This window comes from Nitrosomonas cryotolerans ATCC 49181, assembly GCF_900143275.1.
GTDB classification, from domain to species: domain Bacteria; phylum Pseudomonadota; class Gammaproteobacteria; order Burkholderiales; family Nitrosomonadaceae; genus Nitrosomonas; species Nitrosomonas cryotolerans.
In genome coordinates this window covers 940,686-957,224 of sequence record NZ_FSRO01000001.1, presented here as the reverse complement: position 1 = coordinate 957,224, position 16,539 = coordinate 940,686, and the positions used below count along the sequence as shown (strand labels likewise).

The 16,539-nt window shown below is 49.1% G+C and carries 13 protein-coding genes and 1 pseudogene; 10 read left to right on the top strand and 4 right to left on the bottom strand.

Translation table 11 applies throughout. The features are described 5' to 3' along the window. Positions 1 to 92: 92 nt before the first annotated feature. The gene (locus BUQ89_RS04240) at positions 93 to 1,325 is read right to left on the bottom strand and encodes an RNA-guided endonuclease InsQ/TnpB family protein (RefSeq protein WP_074202503.1); all 1,233 of its coding nucleotides are present in this window, start codon (positions 1,323 to 1,325) and stop codon (positions 93 to 95) included. A 30-nt stretch (positions 1,326 to 1,355) separates the two neighbouring features. Here BUQ89_RS04240 and tnpA point away from each other — a divergent pair. Then, positions 1,356 to 1,772: pseudogene (tnpA, locus tag BUQ89_RS04235) on the top strand (IS200/IS605 family transposase). 191 nt (positions 1,773 to 1,963) lie between these two features. Here tnpA and BUQ89_RS04230 read toward each other — a convergent pair. Next, the gene (locus BUQ89_RS04230; protein WP_028460697.1) at positions 1,964 to 2,209 is read right to left on the bottom strand and encodes a hypothetical protein; all 246 of its coding nucleotides are present in this window, start codon (positions 2,207 to 2,209) and stop codon (positions 1,964 to 1,966) included. 445 nt (positions 2,210 to 2,654) lie between these two features. Here BUQ89_RS04230 and aroA point away from each other — a divergent pair, with 445 nt between their 5' ends. The 6 genes from aroA to pyrF all read left to right on the top strand — a co-directional run bounded on the left by aroA (position 2,655) and on the right by pyrF (position 7,932). Continuing rightward, positions 2,655 to 3,965, top strand: a complete 1,311-nt coding sequence (gene aroA / locus BUQ89_RS04220) for a 3-phosphoshikimate 1-carboxyvinyltransferase (RefSeq protein ID WP_028460695.1) — start codon at positions 2,655 to 2,657, stop codon at positions 3,963 to 3,965. Positions 3,966 to 3,993: 28 nt separating this feature from the next. Beyond that, positions 3,994 to 4,668 (top strand): (d)CMP kinase, encoded by a 675-nt coding sequence (gene cmk, locus BUQ89_RS04215; protein ID WP_028460694.1) that lies wholly within the window; start codon positions 3,994 to 3,996, stop codon positions 4,666 to 4,668. Between the two features lie 160 nt (positions 4,669 to 4,828). Next, on the top strand, positions 4,829 to 6,544 hold the full coding sequence (gene rpsA, locus BUQ89_RS04210) for a 30S ribosomal protein S1 (RefSeq protein WP_028460693.1): 1,716 nt from the start codon (positions 4,829 to 4,831) through the stop codon (positions 6,542 to 6,544). A gap of 11 nt (positions 6,545 to 6,555) precedes the next feature. Continuing rightward, the gene (locus BUQ89_RS04205) at positions 6,556 to 6,843 is read left to right on the top strand and encodes an integration host factor subunit beta (protein WP_028460692.1); all 288 of its coding nucleotides are present in this window, start codon (positions 6,556 to 6,558) and stop codon (positions 6,841 to 6,843) included. 183 nt (positions 6,844 to 7,026) lie between these two features. Continuing rightward, complete coding sequence (locus BUQ89_RS14335; protein WP_036572423.1) at positions 7,027 to 7,233, top strand: lipopolysaccharide assembly protein LapA domain-containing protein; 207 nt, start codon at positions 7,027 to 7,029, stop codon at positions 7,231 to 7,233. 9 nt (positions 7,234 to 7,242) lie between these two features. Continuing rightward, positions 7,243 to 7,932, top strand: coding sequence for an orotidine-5'-phosphate decarboxylase (gene pyrF, locus BUQ89_RS04195; protein WP_028460691.1), 690 nt, complete (start codon positions 7,243 to 7,245; stop codon positions 7,930 to 7,932). An 89-nt stretch (positions 7,933 to 8,021) separates the two neighbouring features. On the opposite strand, the gene BUQ89_RS04190 is transcribed toward pyrF, so the two are convergent. Beyond that, positions 8,022 to 9,563 carry a class I SAM-dependent methyltransferase gene (locus BUQ89_RS04190; protein WP_083399489.1) on the bottom strand — a complete coding sequence of 514 codons (1,542 nt, stop codon included), beginning with the start codon at positions 9,561 to 9,563 and terminating at the stop codon, positions 8,022 to 8,024. Positions 9,564 to 9,654: 91 nt separating this feature from the next. Further along, positions 9,655 to 12,075 carry a beta strand repeat-containing protein gene (locus tag BUQ89_RS04185; RefSeq protein ID WP_028460689.1) on the bottom strand — a complete coding sequence of 807 codons (2,421 nt, stop codon included), beginning with the start codon at positions 12,073 to 12,075 and terminating at the stop codon, positions 9,655 to 9,657. 581 nt (positions 12,076 to 12,656) lie between these two features. Between BUQ89_RS04185 and BUQ89_RS04180 the strand changes: the two genes are divergently transcribed. Genes BUQ89_RS04180 through BUQ89_RS04170 form a run of 3 tightly spaced genes read left to right on the top strand, consistent with a single transcriptional unit; the run spans position 12,657 to position 16,504 of the window. Further along, positions 12,657 to 13,412 (top strand): ABC transporter permease, encoded by a 756-nt coding sequence (locus BUQ89_RS04180; protein WP_083399488.1) that lies wholly within the window; start codon positions 12,657 to 12,659, stop codon positions 13,410 to 13,412. Beyond that, entirely contained in the window at positions 13,402 to 14,700 is a 1,299-nt protein-coding gene (locus BUQ89_RS04175) for an ABC transporter ATP-binding protein (RefSeq protein ID WP_036572422.1), read from the top strand. The genes BUQ89_RS04180 and BUQ89_RS04175 overlap by 11 nt, the downstream gene beginning before the upstream one ends. Continuing rightward, positions 14,669 to 16,504: a GNAT family N-acetyltransferase gene (locus tag BUQ89_RS04170; RefSeq protein ID WP_028460686.1), complete on the top strand. Its 1,836-nt coding sequence runs from the start codon at positions 14,669 to 14,671 to the stop codon at positions 16,502 to 16,504. Before BUQ89_RS04175 ends, BUQ89_RS04170 begins: the two co-directional genes overlap by 32 nt. The last annotated feature ends 35 nt before the right edge of the window (positions 16,505 to 16,539 follow it).

Below are 16,539 nucleotides of genomic sequence, written 5' to 3'. Positions count from 1 at the left end.
GTTTATACCGAAATATACAGCCAACAACCAATCCTGCCCCTTGTCAATTGACATCCTCCCCTTCCTAAACGAAGGGGATTCCTAGCGACTTATTAAGCCGTTAAGAGTAGGTTTGTATTGCTACTGCCTACTGGTTCCTGCTTCTTAGACGAAACTAACGTTTCAACTCCACAGGCTAACAAGCGATGTCCTCGCTCAAGTACATTCAAGGCACCTACCAAGTCGGCATTGGCTTTAAATCCACATTCTGTACATTCAAAAGCACTTTGGCTTTTGCGATTGTCACGACTAACATGTTGACATCCAGGGCAGGTTTGAGAGGTGTATTGAGGGTTTACCTTCAATACATCCCCGCCTGAACAAGCCTGTTTATACTCCAAGAACGAAACGAACATTCCCCATCCTTGGTCAAGAATGGATTTGTTTAGACCCGATTTCGCTTTGACGTTTTTACCATGCTTTTCAACACTGCCCTTGGCACTCTTAGACATGTTTCCTATCTTTAAATTCTCAACTACGACCATTGCGTGATTTTTGCTGATTTCGGTTGAGGTTTTGTGTAAGAAGTCTAAACGAGCATTGGCAATACGCTCATGCAGTCGGGTAATGATTTGTTTCTGCTTTTTCCAGTTAGCAGAGAAACGGACTTTTTTAGACAGCTTACGCTGTTCAAAAGCCAGTTTCTTTGATAACTTTCTGAAACTGTTTAAAGGTTCTACGTATGAGCCGTCTGACAAGGTTGCAAAGCGGGTAACGCCCATATCAACACCAATCATACTGGTTGAGCTATGACGCTTTAGCTCGGTCTCGTACTCAGTCTGAATCGACACGTACCAATAACCGCCTTTACGGGAAATCGTCATATTTTTAACGTCACCAATGACTTGGCGTGAATTACGATATTTCACCCAACCGATTTTAGGCAAGAACACTTTGCTAGACTCTTGCTCCAGCTTAAATCCTTGTGGATAACGAAAGCTGTCACTCAAACCTTTTTTCTTGAATTTTGGAATCCGTTTTAAAGGCTGTTTTTTATCAAAACCGTCTTTGAACGCTTTTTCTAAGTTTTTTAAGGCTTGTTGTAACGGTTGAGAATGAACGGTTTTTAGAAATCCATAATCTTCTGAGGATTTCCATAGCTTTAGCCAAAATGACAACTCGTTGTACCAAAGCAATGGCTGTTTCTGCTCTAATCTGAACAGATTCATTGCTAAGGCTTTATTCCAAACAAACCGATTAGCACCCGCAAACTCAACCATCTTCTGTACTTGGTCAGAATTTGGATTGAGTCGAGATTTAAAGGCTTTGCGTATAATCTGCTTCATGGTTATAATTATACAAAAAGGAATTGATCTATGCAAGTTAATAACGATGTAAGAACATGAAGATATTGCGTTTTTAATCTTCATGTTCATTTGGTCTTTGTAACAAAATACCGTAGAGATGTTTTCTCCGGAAGGGTATTAATTGATTTGGAAGAAATATTTAAAAACGTGTGTTTGGATTTTGAAGCAGAATTGGTGGAATTTAACGGTGAGCATGATCATATTCACCTTTTAGTTAACTATCCACCAAAAATTGCTATTTCTAACTTGGTAAATAGTTTGAAAGGCGTTTCAAGCCGACTTATTCGCAAAGAGAATTATCCCGAAATTAAAAATAAGCTTTGGGGTAATATGCTTTGGAGTCCAAGCTATTTTGCGGGTAGTTGTGGTGGAGCACCACTCTCGATTATTAAGCAATATATTGAACAACAGCAAAGACCGCATTAAACAGGCTTCGCCTGTGCGCTTATATCTCCGCCCTGAAGGACGAAGTTTTACGCGCTATTTGATAAAAAAGAAATTCGGGCCATAATGACTGTTCTTGTCAGCATACAAAATATTTAATTCGCTGACATGCGATCATAGAAAATGACCAGACAAGCCCATTGCCCGAATACCCAGATAATTCTCTGACAATATCAGCTATAGAAACCAATGATGTACTTAACAACCCCGCTGGTAGCCACAATCACCATAATCAGCCCCCCAACCACAGCTGATCCTTCCAGGATAATCGAGTAAAAAGCACGTCCGGTATTTTCAAATTCTTCTTCTCCCAGCTCATTACGTCGCTCTTCCTTACGGGTTCTTACCCATAGCTGCAGCCAGATAGCGACAGGGATCGCCAATAGAGAAAACATCAAAGTAATTTCTGCATCTTCCATGAATCAACCTCTTCCTTTATGAAATAATCACTGACCACTTAATAGTGCTCAATTCTAATGCTACGTAAAATAGAAACGCACTATTTTAAAAACCCGCTGTCATAGATTACCTTAAACAGGCTGTATTGAACAGGCTGTATTGATAACCATTTTTCCAAGCCCATGAACAAATCAAACAACGATAAATTATCCGGATATCTAATCCAGGCCTGGTTTTTACCCACTTTAATGCACATTTGAAAGATAGCACATTGTTCCCGCATTTCATCATTATTGATGATCGTATCCTGCTGACAGGAATCACGTAGAACAATCACCTTAAATCTGTATCCAGGGCTAAATAATCATGCACGAGCACGATGATAATCGACAAAATGCGCTCCCTAAAGTTCCTAATACGGTTCCTAATACGCTATCATCGCCAATTTTACACGCTCAACACGCAATGAAATCGCTTGATCTTCCGCTCGTTAAAACAGCTCGAGGCACCGTGCAACTACCTGGGTCCAAAAGTATATCTAATCGGATTCTACTGCTAGCCGCCTTGGCAACAGGCAATACACATATCCATAGCCTGCTCGCTTCTGACGATACCGAGCACATGCGCGATGCACTCGGCATACTGGGCGTCCGCATTACACAAACGGGTGCCAATGATTACTGCGTAACCGGTAGCCAAGGCCGCTTTCCGACGCAGTCCGCCGATTTGTTTTTAGGTAACGCCGGCACTGCTTTTCGCCCCCTGGTTGCCGTACTGTCTTTAATGCAGGGACATTATCGGTTAGCTGGCGTGCAGCGCATGCACGAACGGCCTATCGCTGACCTAGTGGATGCGTTACGTCAGCTGGGCGCGGACATCACTTACCTGGGTAATGCAGGCTTTCCGCCGCTGGAAATAAAACCGGTTAAGACAGGCCTCAGCCAGCAGCATGCCATTACGGTTAAAAGCGATGTTTCCAGTCAGTTTCTGACCGGACTATTGATGGCGTTACCACTAACAGGAAAAGCAGCGACCATCACGGTAACGGGCACATTAATTTCGCAACCTTATATCGCACTCACGTTAGCGCAAATGGAATATTTTGGCGTACGGGTCGAGCACCGTGACTGGCAACAATTTACACTGCCTGCCCGACAACTTTATCGCAGCCCAGGCACCATCACGGTAGAAGGTGATGCCTCCTCGGCTTCTTATTTTCTGGCTGCCGGTGCGATCGGAGGGGGACCCGTCCGTGTACAAGGCGTCGGACACAACAGTGCACAGGGCGATGTCCGCTTTGCGCACGCGCTGGAGAAAATGGGCGCACAAATCACTTATGGGGACAATTGGATTGAATCACGCGCCGCTCAACCCCGTTCATCCAATCCACATTTGCAGGCCATTGATCTTGACTGCAATCATATCCCCGATGCAGCCATGACCCTCGCCATCACCGCATTATTCGCCGAAGGCGTAACCACACTGCGTAATATTGCCAGCTGGCGGCTCAAAGAAACCGATCGCCTGAGCGCCATGGCCCATGAATTACGTAAGCTGGGCGCCACAGTAGAAGAAGGGAGCGACTGCTTGCGCATTACACCACCGGCCTCGGGTCTCACCTCTGGGGCCACCATTGACACTTACGATGATCACCGTATGGCCATGTGCTTTTCATTGGCAAGTCTGGGTGTCGCCGTCCGGATTCACGATCCGGCGTGTGTATCGAAGACTTTTCCTGAGTATTTTGACGAATTTGCACGTCTGGTTCACATTTGAAAAATCGTTTTATTTATTCAACATTTTTATGAAAATTCATCCTGTTCCCGTTATCGCCATCGATGGCCCCTCAGCATCAGGCAAAGGAACCATTGCGCAACGGGTTGCCAATGAACTCAATTATCACTATCTCGATAGCGGCGCGTTATATCGCCTCGTTGCACTCAAAGCAATGCAATGCCACACTGACCTGACCGATCAAACAACACTCGCAACGATGGCCACCCAGCTCGATGTTGTGTTTGCAGCAGGAACGGTACGACTGGAGGGCACGATCGTAGCTGATGCCATCCGTACGGAGCAGTGTGGCATCCTGGCTTCTAAAATTGCCGCCTATCCGCCCGTCAGAGATGCGTTGCTGTCACGCCAACATGCCTTTCGTCTCCCCCCAGGCTTAGTCACAGATGGACGGGATATGGGTTCGGTCGTCTTTCCTGACGCCACTCTCAAAATATTTCTCACGGCCAGTGCTGAGGTGCGAGCAGAAAGACGTTATAAGCAGTTGAAGGAGAAAGGAATCAGTGCTACCATTCCTGACTTATTGCAGGATATTCAAAAACGCGACGCGCGCGACCGCAATCGCAGCGTTGCACCCTTGCAACAAAACTCAGATGCACGCATATTAGACACCACTTCGCTTTCTGTAATTCAGGTATTAAACAAGGTAATCGCTTGGTATACTGAAGTTTGTGCAAGTAAATAGCGCTTGAAATGAAACCCGGGTCACGCTCTCTTCTTCCTTCCAGGAAAAAGAAGCAGACCTGTCTCCTTTCAAGTAACGACTAACTTATTAACTAACCCATCCCGCCCAGCACGTCGCCAGACATGTCTTAAGCGGGCTTATAAATCAGGTAATTTCTATCATGACTACTGCTGCCACTGCAACCGACTCTCCAGAAAGTTTTGCCAAACTGTTTGAAGAAAGCCTCTCACGCCAGGAAATGCGCGTTGGTGAGGTCATTACTGCTGAAGTTGTCCGGGTTGACTACAACATCGTCGTTGTAAACGCCGGGCTTAAATCCGAAAGCTTTATCCCCGTTGAAGAATTCAAAAATGACAAAGGCGAAGTTGAAGCCAAGCCGGGCGATTTTGTCAGTGTTGCCATCGAAGCACTGGAAGATGGCTATGGGGAAACACGTTTATCGCGTGACAAGGCGAAACGACTCACAGCATGGCATGATCTGGAAGCAGCCATGGAAAGTGGGACTGTCGTCTGTGGCATGGTCAATGGCAAGGTCAAAGGCGGTTTAACCGCGATGATCAATGGTATCCGCGCTTTTCTACCTGGCTCACTGGTTGATATTCGTCCCGTCAAAGACACCACGCCTTATGAAAACAAGGAAATGGAATTCAAGGTCATCAAACTTGACCGTAAACGGAATAACGTCGTCGTGTCTCGTCGCGCTGTACTGGAAGAAAGCCAGGGTGCCGATCGTGAATCCTTGCTGGCCAGCTTGCAGGAAGGCGCGGTGGTGAACGGTATTGTTAAAAACATTACCGATTATGGTGCCTTCGTGGATCTGGGTGGGATTGATGGTCTCCTCCATATTACCGATCTCGCCTGGCGCCGTGTTAAGCATCCGTCTGAGGTCGTCAATATCGGCGACGAAGTCACAGCTAAAGTACTCAAATTTGATCAAGAGAAAAACCGGGTCTCACTCGGCATGAAACAATTAAGCGAAGATCCGTGGGTTGGTCTTGCACGGCGTTATCCACAACGTACGCGCTTATTCGGCAAGGTGACCAATTTAACTGATTATGGCGCTTTTATCGAAATAGAACAGGGTATTGAAGGATTGGTTCACGTTTCTGAAATGGATTGGACCAACAAGAATGTGTATCCGTCCAAAATTGTTCAATTAGGCGATGAAGTCGAAGTCATGATTCTTGAAATAGACGAAGAACGTCGCCGGATTTCTCTGGGTATGAAGCAATGTATGCCTAATCCATGGGATGAATTCGCGATAAACCATGAGAAAGGCGATAAGATACAAGGACAGATCAAATCCATTACTGATTTTGGCGTTTTCATTGGTTTACCCGGCAATATCGACGGGCTCGTACACTTATCCGATTTATCCTGGTCTCATCCGGGCGAGGAAGCGGTTTGTAACTACAAGAAAGGCGATGAAGTCGAAGCACTCATTCTCTCCATTGACGTCGAACGCGAACGTATTTCACTGGGCATCAAACAGCTGGAAGGTGACCCTTTCAACAGTTTTGTTTCTGAACATGACAAAAACAGCATTATTCAGGGAACCGTCAAGACCATTGATGCCAAAGGCGCCGTCATTGCATTAACCGATGACATTGAAGGTTATCTGCGTGCATCTGAGGTGTCCCGTGATCGCGTAGAAGACATTCGTACCCATCTGAAAGAAGGCGATCCGGTTGAAACCATGATCATCAACATTGACCGTAAAAATCGGGCAATCAACCTTTCCATTAAAGCAAAAGACAAATCAGATGAAGCCAGTGCCATGCAGAAACTGACTAACAAGGTTCCAGTCAACGCAGGCACAACCAGCCTGGGTGCATTACTCAAAGCTAAGATGGATAGTAAAAATACAGAGCAATAAAGAGGACATTCATGACGAAATCTGAATTGATTTCCAGACTTGCCGCGCGCTTTCCTCAGCTTGTAACGAAGGATGCCGAACTTTCTGTCAAGATGATACTGGATGCAATGGCCAAAAGTCTGACAGAAGGGCAGCGGATTGAGATTCGCGGGTTTGGAAGTTTTGACCTGAACTATCGGCCGCCCCGTATCGGCCGCAATCCAAAATCGGGGGAAAAAGTGCACGTTCCAGAAAAATATGTACCGCACTTTAAAGCCGGCAAAGAAATGCGTGAACGCGTCGATTATCAGAAAGACTAATCGCGGCTATTCACTGTAATATCATCGGTGGCAGCGATACCCACGGGATACCGATGGATACGCTGCCACATTTACAAACGCAGTCTGCTTCGTTATCATACAGCATAGCCCCACTTGCACTTGGCGTGCTTGCAGCATCGGGCTTCATTTAGAACTGTTGACCTATACTTCAGGCTGATCATCATGCAATTGTTCATTTGGCTGCTGCGCATTTTTCTGTTTTTGCTGCTGGTCAGTTTCGCAGCAAAAAATTCAGAACCCGTCACACTTTATTATTATCTCGATCAGACCGTGCAACTCCCTATGAGTATCGTGTTACTAATATGCTTTACGCTGGGTACGGTGATCGGCTATCTCTCCTGCCTCACAACCCGATTTCGAAAAAAATAGATAACCCCAATGAGTGAACCGCGCATTATTGTCGCATTGGACTATCCGCGTGCTGAGCCCGCCCTGGTGCTTGCCAGGACACTGCGTCCGGAATTATGCCGACTTAAGATTGGCAAAGAACTCTTTACCATAGCCGGCCCGCAGCTCATAGAAAAATTAATGCAGGCAGGCTTTGATATTTTCCTGGATCTAAAATTCCATGATATTCCTCATACCGTCGCCGCTGCCTGCAAAGCGGCAGCAAGCCTGGGTGTATGGATGGTCAATGTACACGCATCCGGTGGCAGAAACATGCTGCTCGCCGCACGGGAAGCATTAGCCACCAGCCCGACCAAACTCATTGCCGTTACCCTGCTGACCAGCATGAACCGGGATGATCTGCAAGAAATTGGCTGGCAGGGCGAACCCAACGATGTCGTTCAGAGACTCGCGCTGTTAGCGCGCGATTGCGGGCTGGATGGCGTCGTCTGCTCTGCACTGGAAACAGCCGGCCTCCGGCAATTGATCGGCCATGACTTTGATCTGGTCACCCCCGGCATCCGACCGGTGAACAGCCGCCTGGACGATCAACAGCGGATTGCTACTCCCCGTCAGGCGATTCAGCAGGGGGCAAGCTATCTGGTGATCGGTCGCCCCATTACACAGGCCACAGACCCACTGGCAACATTAATTCAATTGAATCAGGCAATCGCTTCCTGACCAGACGGCTGCTTTCGATGTCCTTATTTAAAATCGGCTATGATACGAATCACGGCGCGAGCAAGTACACGGCACGGATGTGCCTGGTATTAGCGCACCGCACCAACGGCCTTTAGCAGCAAACGGGTCTGCTGATTGAAAGTTACATACAACCGCTCCAGCTCTTGCAGACTATCGGCTTCATTGTCAATCACCTGCCCGGCTTTAACCAGGCGTTCGTTGTTATCCTTAAAAACCTGCCAGGCAAATAAAACCGGATTGGGTTGCTGGCGAACCTTAGCCAGCAAAAATAATTGCTGAACACGGCTCACCGGCACTGCCCCGCCAATCACCGGGGCCGCCAGATAGGCAATGTCCCGACTATAGACTGCACGCCGCAAAATCTCAGCATTCATTCGTTCACTGTTGCCACGCACCTGTTTCACCGCCGCCTCATCCTGGCAGGGCGACACGTGTCCCATGCCCACCAGTATGATCATCGCCTCGAGTACTTGTGCACTGGAAACCGCGGCCTTTTCACCGCTAGCACACAGTACGCGCAACGATTTGGGCGCAAAGTCTCGCTCGGCCAGCACCGATAAAAGCGGCTCATAAATGGCGGCCTGCAGGTCGCCCTCTAACAAGCTGCCTGTGACCTTGCGGGGTACATCTGCCGGTGCCTGCAGTAAAACAAAACGCGTGTCAAGCAACCGCTGATGCTTTTCCTGCGCGCTCAAGCGACACGTGCCGCGCATGAACAAATCACGCCGGAATTGAGAAAAAGTGAAATAGTCGCGTAGCTGTTCGCGCAATACCGGGTGCTCTATTTCCTTCAACATGGTCTGCGCCGCCGGATTTAAGTGAATGGCGTCCACCGTATCCAGTAGCGCAGCACTCGCAGCGAATTCGAGCTTCGCGGCAGCCAGTTGCTCGGCCACATCGACAAAATACATGACATTCCACTCGCGATTAAAATACTCATGTGCCACATAATGTCGATTCTGTTCCTTGATTTGTCGCAGGCGGTCTGCGATACCCGGAATCGCCCGGCTATAGGCCGGGTTGCAGCCCAGCAAACGATCTGCAAACTGCACCGCAGCGTCCACCCGGGTCAGCGCCGTTTGTGTACGACCGGCATAACGATCATGCAGCGCGAACAGCTGACGCAAGGGTGCAGCGGCTGACCAGCCGGGCAAAGTGTTATAGCTGATATAGAGCACACCACCCGGTTTGAGCCGCTTGCGAGCAAGGGCCACAATCTGCTGGTGATTTTCAGGACTGACCCAGGTCCAGATGCCATGCAAGGTAATAAAATCCATGGGCGGCAAGTCTGTCTGCAGCAATTCATCGAAACTTTCATCGCGGATATCGGTAGTCAATCCGGTGGCCCGCGTCAATCCCTGTGCAAAGGCCGCCTGTGCCGGATTAAAATCAGTGCCCCAAAACCGGCCGGTGTGCGTTGCCGCGTGCAGATTCAGCGACAGTCCCTGGCCGATGCCCAGCTCACAATAATGAGCGTCAGCGGGGTCCGGTGCCGCGATACCCTGCAGCAAGAGACAAAAGCGAATAAACGTCGGCGATAACTCGCGGTAATATCCGAAAGTATAGCCCACATCGGTAAAATAACCCTGTGACCAGTCTTTATTCATCATCTAATTCATCAAAAAAAAACCCGCCAGCCTTGCGGCAAGCGGGTTGGGTTTCAACAGATGCCGCGGGAAAACGGCTCCCGCTTAGTCTCGATCAAGCAAAGACAAAGTTGGCCGCACCAAAATCACCTGCACCCACGCCCGTCAATGTAATGGTCATATCCGCGGTGGTATCCCCATTCAAGTCGACTTCCAAATCGGCACCGTTCATGCGCAATTGCGTCGCGCCGGTATTAGTGAAAGCTGCCGCACCGATATAAGCCGCCGTACCGACCTGCAGGGCGGCAGCAAACTGTACCACGTCAGCCGTAGTATCAAAGCCACCCACTACGTCTTGGGTACCCGCCTTAGAATCATCGGCTACATTATAAACCAGCTTGTCTGCACCCGTACCCAGGGTAACGATATCCCCACCCAAACCACCGGTAATCGCATCACCCTTTGTCGATGCGGTATAAGTATCGGCACCCTCACCACCAGTGAAGATCACGCCCGTACTATTATTGACAAGATCAACAGTCACACCACCCACATTACCGTTGCTGTCCTTGACCACCGCCGAAGCATCCACCGTATTGATGTTCTTAGCGTTTGCCAATGAACCCACAGTGATACCATCCGAACCCGTCACATTCAGAGCTTTCAGTTGGGCGTCCGCCAGCTCGCTGAGTTGTGCGCCAGCACCCGCCGTGGCGGCCGTTGCCAAGGTAACGGTTTCCAGCCCGGCCGCATTCACTTTGACTGCCCCGGTGATGCCGTCATCGGTGAAATTAACGCCCTTGCCAAATGTCAAGGTTGCCGCTTCTTCAGTACCGGCAATCGCACCCTTGACGTCGACACTGATGGTACCGGTCGAGCCGGTAGCCGAAGCGGAACTCGCTTTGAAAGTCACATTGGCGTCATGCGCCAGGTTCGTAAAACTGAGTGTAGATTTATTCGCAAGATTCGGGCCGTCATTCAGGGTGATGTTATTGATGCCAAAGAAATCTCCGTTCACCGAAGTGTCATTCAACGGACCAGCGCCCAATGTAATTCCCAAGGTTTCCACATTACTGACCGGGGCCGCTTTGGTGAAAGCCTGCACATCTGCCAGCGTCACATTCAGCGTGTCATTCCCGGCACCCCCGTCCACTGAATCCTTGGTGTTGAAGTTCAGCAGGGTCAGGGTGTCGTTGCCTTCTCCACCCGTGAAAGTGACGTCCTTGTTGTTGGCGGCCAGATCAACCTTGAAACCACCCTTATTGGCTGCCGCATTCACCGTGGTCAAGTTATTAAATTCAGCGCCTGCAGCGACAATATCCAGGGAGCCGGTACCGCCCACACTCAGCGTTTTCAGCCCACCGATGCTATTTGCACCGTTAGTAAACGTAGCAAAGTTAGTGCCGCTCGCATTGAGCGCCAGCGTTAGATCAGTGGCTGTTCCAGCAGCACTGGCATGCCCCACCGTCAGGTCGGAACGGACAGTCGTGCCAGCCACGCTTGAGCCCGCCGCATTGAAATCAGCCGACAGAGTGCTGCCACCGGTGACAAAAATACCATCCTTGAAATTTGCCGTCAGACTATTAGCTGTGCCGCCCGCTGTGCTTGAGTTGGTAATGGCCAGCTTGGCATTACTCTGTATATTATTCAAAGTCAGCGTCTGGCCTGCGGTCGAAGACAAATTGGTGAAGCTGGTCGCACCATTAATATTGGCTACGTTTACCGTATCACCTTTGTTAGTTACATCACGGAATACGATATTTTCTACATTCTTGATGGTGGCGCCGTTAGACCATTTGCCGGTATCTGTAATGACAAAAGTCGCTGTATCGTTCCCCGCCCCGCCATCAATCTGATCGCCCGGCGTAAACGTACCGCCCGCTCCGTTAGCAGTTGTATCCACCACACCATTAATAGCGTCATCGCCGCTGGTGCCCGCGATATTATCCACCGCACTGGTCAGCGTAAACACCTGACCTGCATTAGGGCCGGTTCCCTGACCTTCCAGGAAGGTGATCGCTTCGTCGCGCGTCGCCGGGCCGGTTGCCGTCACGCCAATCAAGATAGATTGCAGTGTTGCCAGATCAGTGGCCGAATTGTTTTCGGAATAGACTTCAGCAACCAGAACCTTGTTATCGAGCAGCGCAGCCACATCTGCGAATTCAGCCGGCACGTTGCTTTGTGATAAAAAAGTGATGGCTTCAAAAACAATGTCGCCAAAACCGGTGCCCTCATTAATACGGGCCGTAAAGAAGGCTTCGGCTTGTGCATCGGGACTGCTGGCATCACCTGAACCAGTGGTCAAACCGAAATGGTTCATTAATACGCCGACCTGAGCAGGGGTGGTTGCCTTGCCCGCCATAATCCCGTCTGTAAATAATGGATGTTTTGCCAAATCTCTGGCCAGTTGTTGTATCGATGTACCACCCTCTACCAGATTTGCCAATTCTGTCAGATTGCTTCCACCGGGCGCTGCATTAAACAGTCCTGCAACAACCTTTAAAATTGAGGTTTGTTGTGAATTAGAAATAGCCATGGGAGCTCCCTTGATTAAAATTAAAAAATTTATTACGCAATACGAAAGTAAATTTCTTGCAAGTTTTTCACTTTTTCTTACTCTGCTTACTCTGCTAAGCTAAGTTGTATCCGCCATGATAGACAAATAGCCTCATCTATCAGAAATTACCACAAAAGCCAAGTAGTTTTGGATTCTGCCGAAAAAACGGGAGCGTTGCAAGCGCTGGTGTATATTTCCAAACCGAATTCATGCTTTTTACAACACTGCGTGGGAACATATCGAAAAAAACATCGAAGAAACAAAGTGCCTAAAAACCGACACTCGAAGTAAATGATAACGCTTAAAGATAACATAATTCGACTTTAGGCAATGAAATATGTGTCGATTCCCATGCAATCCGTCTCCTTATATCCGATAGGTATATTCCTGAAATTGATGATTTAAACATACTAAACGCATTTTTTATGCGCGATGTTGGTGGGCTTCTGCGATAATTACCCCCTCTTTTAATTCACATCATTCTACTCTTGCATCACGCCAAATCTGTTTTTTCAGAGATCTTCCTGAGTGTATGGCACTACCATCCACTGGTCCTGCAAATGGTCAAGCGGGAGGTCATCGGCCGATATCGCGGCTCATTTCTTGGGTTACTCTGGTCCTTTGTTACCCCGGTTTTAATGCTCGCTATTTATACTTTTGTATTCAGTATCGTATTCAAGATACGTCTGGATCAGACGCACGGAAGTCCGGATGACCGGTTTGAGTTTGCTTTATCTCTGTTTGCCGGACTGATCGTTTTTAATTTGTTTTCTGAATGTCTTTCGCGCGCACCGGGGCTGATATTAGCGCATGTGAATTACGTTAAGAAAGTCATCTTTCCTTTGCAAATCCTACCCTGGGTGACATTGGGTTCCGCTCTGTTCCATGCCGGCATCAGTCTGCTGATACTGTTGATCTTTCTGATCACTATTGGGCATACTATTTCCTGGTCATTACTGTGGTTACCCATCGTGATACTGCCGTTCTTATTACTGATTATGGGATTGTCCTGGTTTCTCGCATCACTGGGTGTCTTTGTGCGGGATATCGGACAGTTCATTGGCTTGATTTTAACCATGCTGCTGTTTATGAGTCCTATTTTTTATCCGGCATCGGCACTCCCCGAATCTGTGCGGGCCTATCTGTTTCTCAATCCGCTCACTTTTATCATTGAGCAAGCACGGGGCGTCATTTTATATGATGCGTCACCCGACTGGCCCGGGCTGGGGCTTTATTATATATTTGCCCTCCTGATTGCCTGGTTAGGCGCACTCTGGTTTGAAAAGACACGCAAGGGATTTGCCGATGCCCTTTAAGTCAGTCACGCCAAAAATCGCCATCCAGGCACGCCAACTCAGTAAATGCTATCAGCTTTACCAGCAGCCCAAAGATCGCCTGAAGCAATTTCTGTGGCGCGGCAGGCGTCAATATTACCGCGAGCTATGGGCACTCCGCGAGATGAATGTGACCGTGATGCAAGGTGAAGTCGTGGGCATTGTCGGGCGTAACGGTTCGGGCAAATCCACACTGCTGCAACTGGTCTGCGGCACATTGACCCCCACGGGTGGTCAGGTGCAGGTAACGGGGCGCATCGCGGCTTTACTCGAACTCGGTGCAGGCTTTAACCCTGAATTTACCGGCCGTGAAAATATTCTGATGAGTGCCACCATCATGGGCCTCAGCCAGGCAGAAATCACCGCGTGCATGGATGACATTATTGATTTTTCCGGTGTCCGGGATTTTATCGACCAGCCCGTTAAAACCTATTCCAGTGGGATGTACGTGCGTCTGGCATTTTCAGTCGCCATTAATGTGGACCCGGATATCCTGATAATCGACGAAGCCCTTTCCGTCGGTGATGGCGCCTTTTCCCGCCAATCATTTAATCGCATCATGCAAATGCGCGATGCGGGAAAAACCATTTTATTCTGCTCCCATTCATTGTTTCAGGTCGAATCCCTGTGCGCCCGGGCGCTTTGGATTAATCAGGGACAACTCATGATGGACGCCGATTCAGCCCAGGTCGTCTCTGCCTACCAGGCATTTTTGGACAAAAGCACACTGGATAGCACAGCGCAGGCTAGCCCCGCCACTACGGTGCCCGCACCCACCACTGCCATCGCACTGGAACATGAACGCGATCACGCGCGCGGCAGTGCACGACTGGCCAAAGTTGCGATCAAAATAAATGGGACGCCACATCAGCCACACACGATCATGATCAGTGGCCAATCCGATATAACCATACACGTCGCTTTTTCCTCAGACCCGGCATTACCCTGTCCCTGCGTGGCGGTGACCCTGCATGCCATGGACGGGCGCACACTCACCAGCGCAGCCACATGGGAGGATAACCTGGTGTTACAACGCAACCCGGATGGATCAGGCGAAATCTGCCTGGCTTTTGATCAATTGCCCTTATTAAAAGGAGAATATTTGCTCAGCGCCCATTTATTATGTGAACGAGGCCTGCATATTTATGACTCAGCCAACGGCGTGGCTACCTTACAAGTACAGCAGGCGGGCCGGTTACAGGGCTACTTCGCACTGCCACATCGATGGGAAAACAGTCGTGTCATCACACAACAGGCGCAGGATGATTAATTCCAGGCCAATCCAATCCAGCCTGCCACTCTACCGGCAGGCAACGCGCCCCATCACCTTCGCGCCTACGCCGACTACCTACAAGGAATGGCATTTTCCGTGGAATGTTTATGCCCATGCCTCACTGTTACAGGAAGGCAGAATCACTGATTTTCATTATGGATTATGTCCGCATGACATCACTGATCTGCAAGCCGCGCAGCAATATGCCACCGACCTACTGATCGCCCGATTACCGCCGCTTCCTTGTCGTATCCTGCAAGTCGGTGTGGGTCTGGGCACCACGCTCTCCTTGCTGACACAATATGGTTATTCTGTTCAGAGCATTGCTTCCGATACCCAGCAGATTACCTATGTGCGCACCTGTCTGAAAAAGCAGGCGACAGTCGTCTGCCAACAGCTGGAAGATTTTGAAGCAGAAGCAGGCAGTTTTGATCTGATTTTATTTCAGGAGTCGGCGCAATGCATCGAACCCCTGATTATCTTTAATAAGGCGCTGGATTTACTGTCTCCATCGGGCAGCATCTTAATCATGGATGAGTTTGCACTCAAGCGCACAGAAACCACTGTTGAAAAACTGCACCTGTTAAATGATATGACATCGCTCGCAAAACGATTCGGTTTTAAATGCATCGAACAGCTGGACTTAACGCCCATGGCCACACCCATGCTTGATTACCGATTGTCGGTCACAACAGCGCATCGACAGCAACTGATTCGAGATCTCACACTCAACCATGAAAAGCTGGTCCAGTTAAACACATCCATTCAAAACTACCGAAAAAAATATGCTGACGGCTATTACGGTTACGGTCTATTACATTTCAAGAAAGAATCTACTCCGAAATGGCGCCTAAAATCGTTAAAGCAGCAGCAGTCAGTAGAAATGCTACATTTATTTGAAAAAACATTTAACCACTGCATGACACCCGCAACCTGGCACTGGAAGTATAGCGCGGTAGCGGGACGGGCTATCGGTATCTGGCGAAAGGACCAGCTGATCGCTCATTACGGCGGTATTGCCCGGCATATTCTGCTATGCGGTCAACCACAAACAGCTGTACAGATTGGTGATGTGATGGTGGACGCAAGCGAACGCGGCACCTTAACCAGGAAGGGACCGTTTTTCCTGATGGCCGCCACTTTCCTGGAACGCTATATTGGCTATGGCAAACCTTATCTCATTGGCTTTGGTTTTCCAAATGAACGGGCCATGAAGGTCGCTGAGCGGCATGGATTGTACGCCGAGGTAGGACGCATGACCGAGTTTTCCTGGCAACCCTTATCCAAGCTGCCGCAATGGAAAACTCGATTACAGCCCATCGACCAGGCCACGACAAGTGACACTGGTCGCGCCATTGATGCCTGCTGGCAACACATGGCTGAAGATCTGCAAGACATGATCGTCGGGATACGCGATTGGCGTTTCCTGCAATATCGTTATCTTAATCATCCCAGTCAACGCTATCAGATGGTACTGGTGAAAAATCGCTTGAGTGAGCGTGTACGCGGCCTGCTGGTACTACGTCATGATGCCGACGGTTGTGAAATTGTGGATCTCGTTGCGCCATTGAATGAAATAGCCCTGCTGGTTACGCAGGCCAGGCGACTGGCTGGTCTCAATGGCCACCGGCGGTTATTCTGCCGTATTACAGAAAACTTTGCGGCGCCCTTTAGCGCAGCTGGCGGAATCCGGCAGGCGTTAAATATCCGCATTCCCGCTAACATCTGGAGCCATGGCCCAGCGCCTGAAACACTCAAAGATCGCTGGTGGCTGATGAGTGGAGATACGGATTTCAGGTAATCCACTGGCCGCTGCCCGTAAGGTCGGTTTACCCG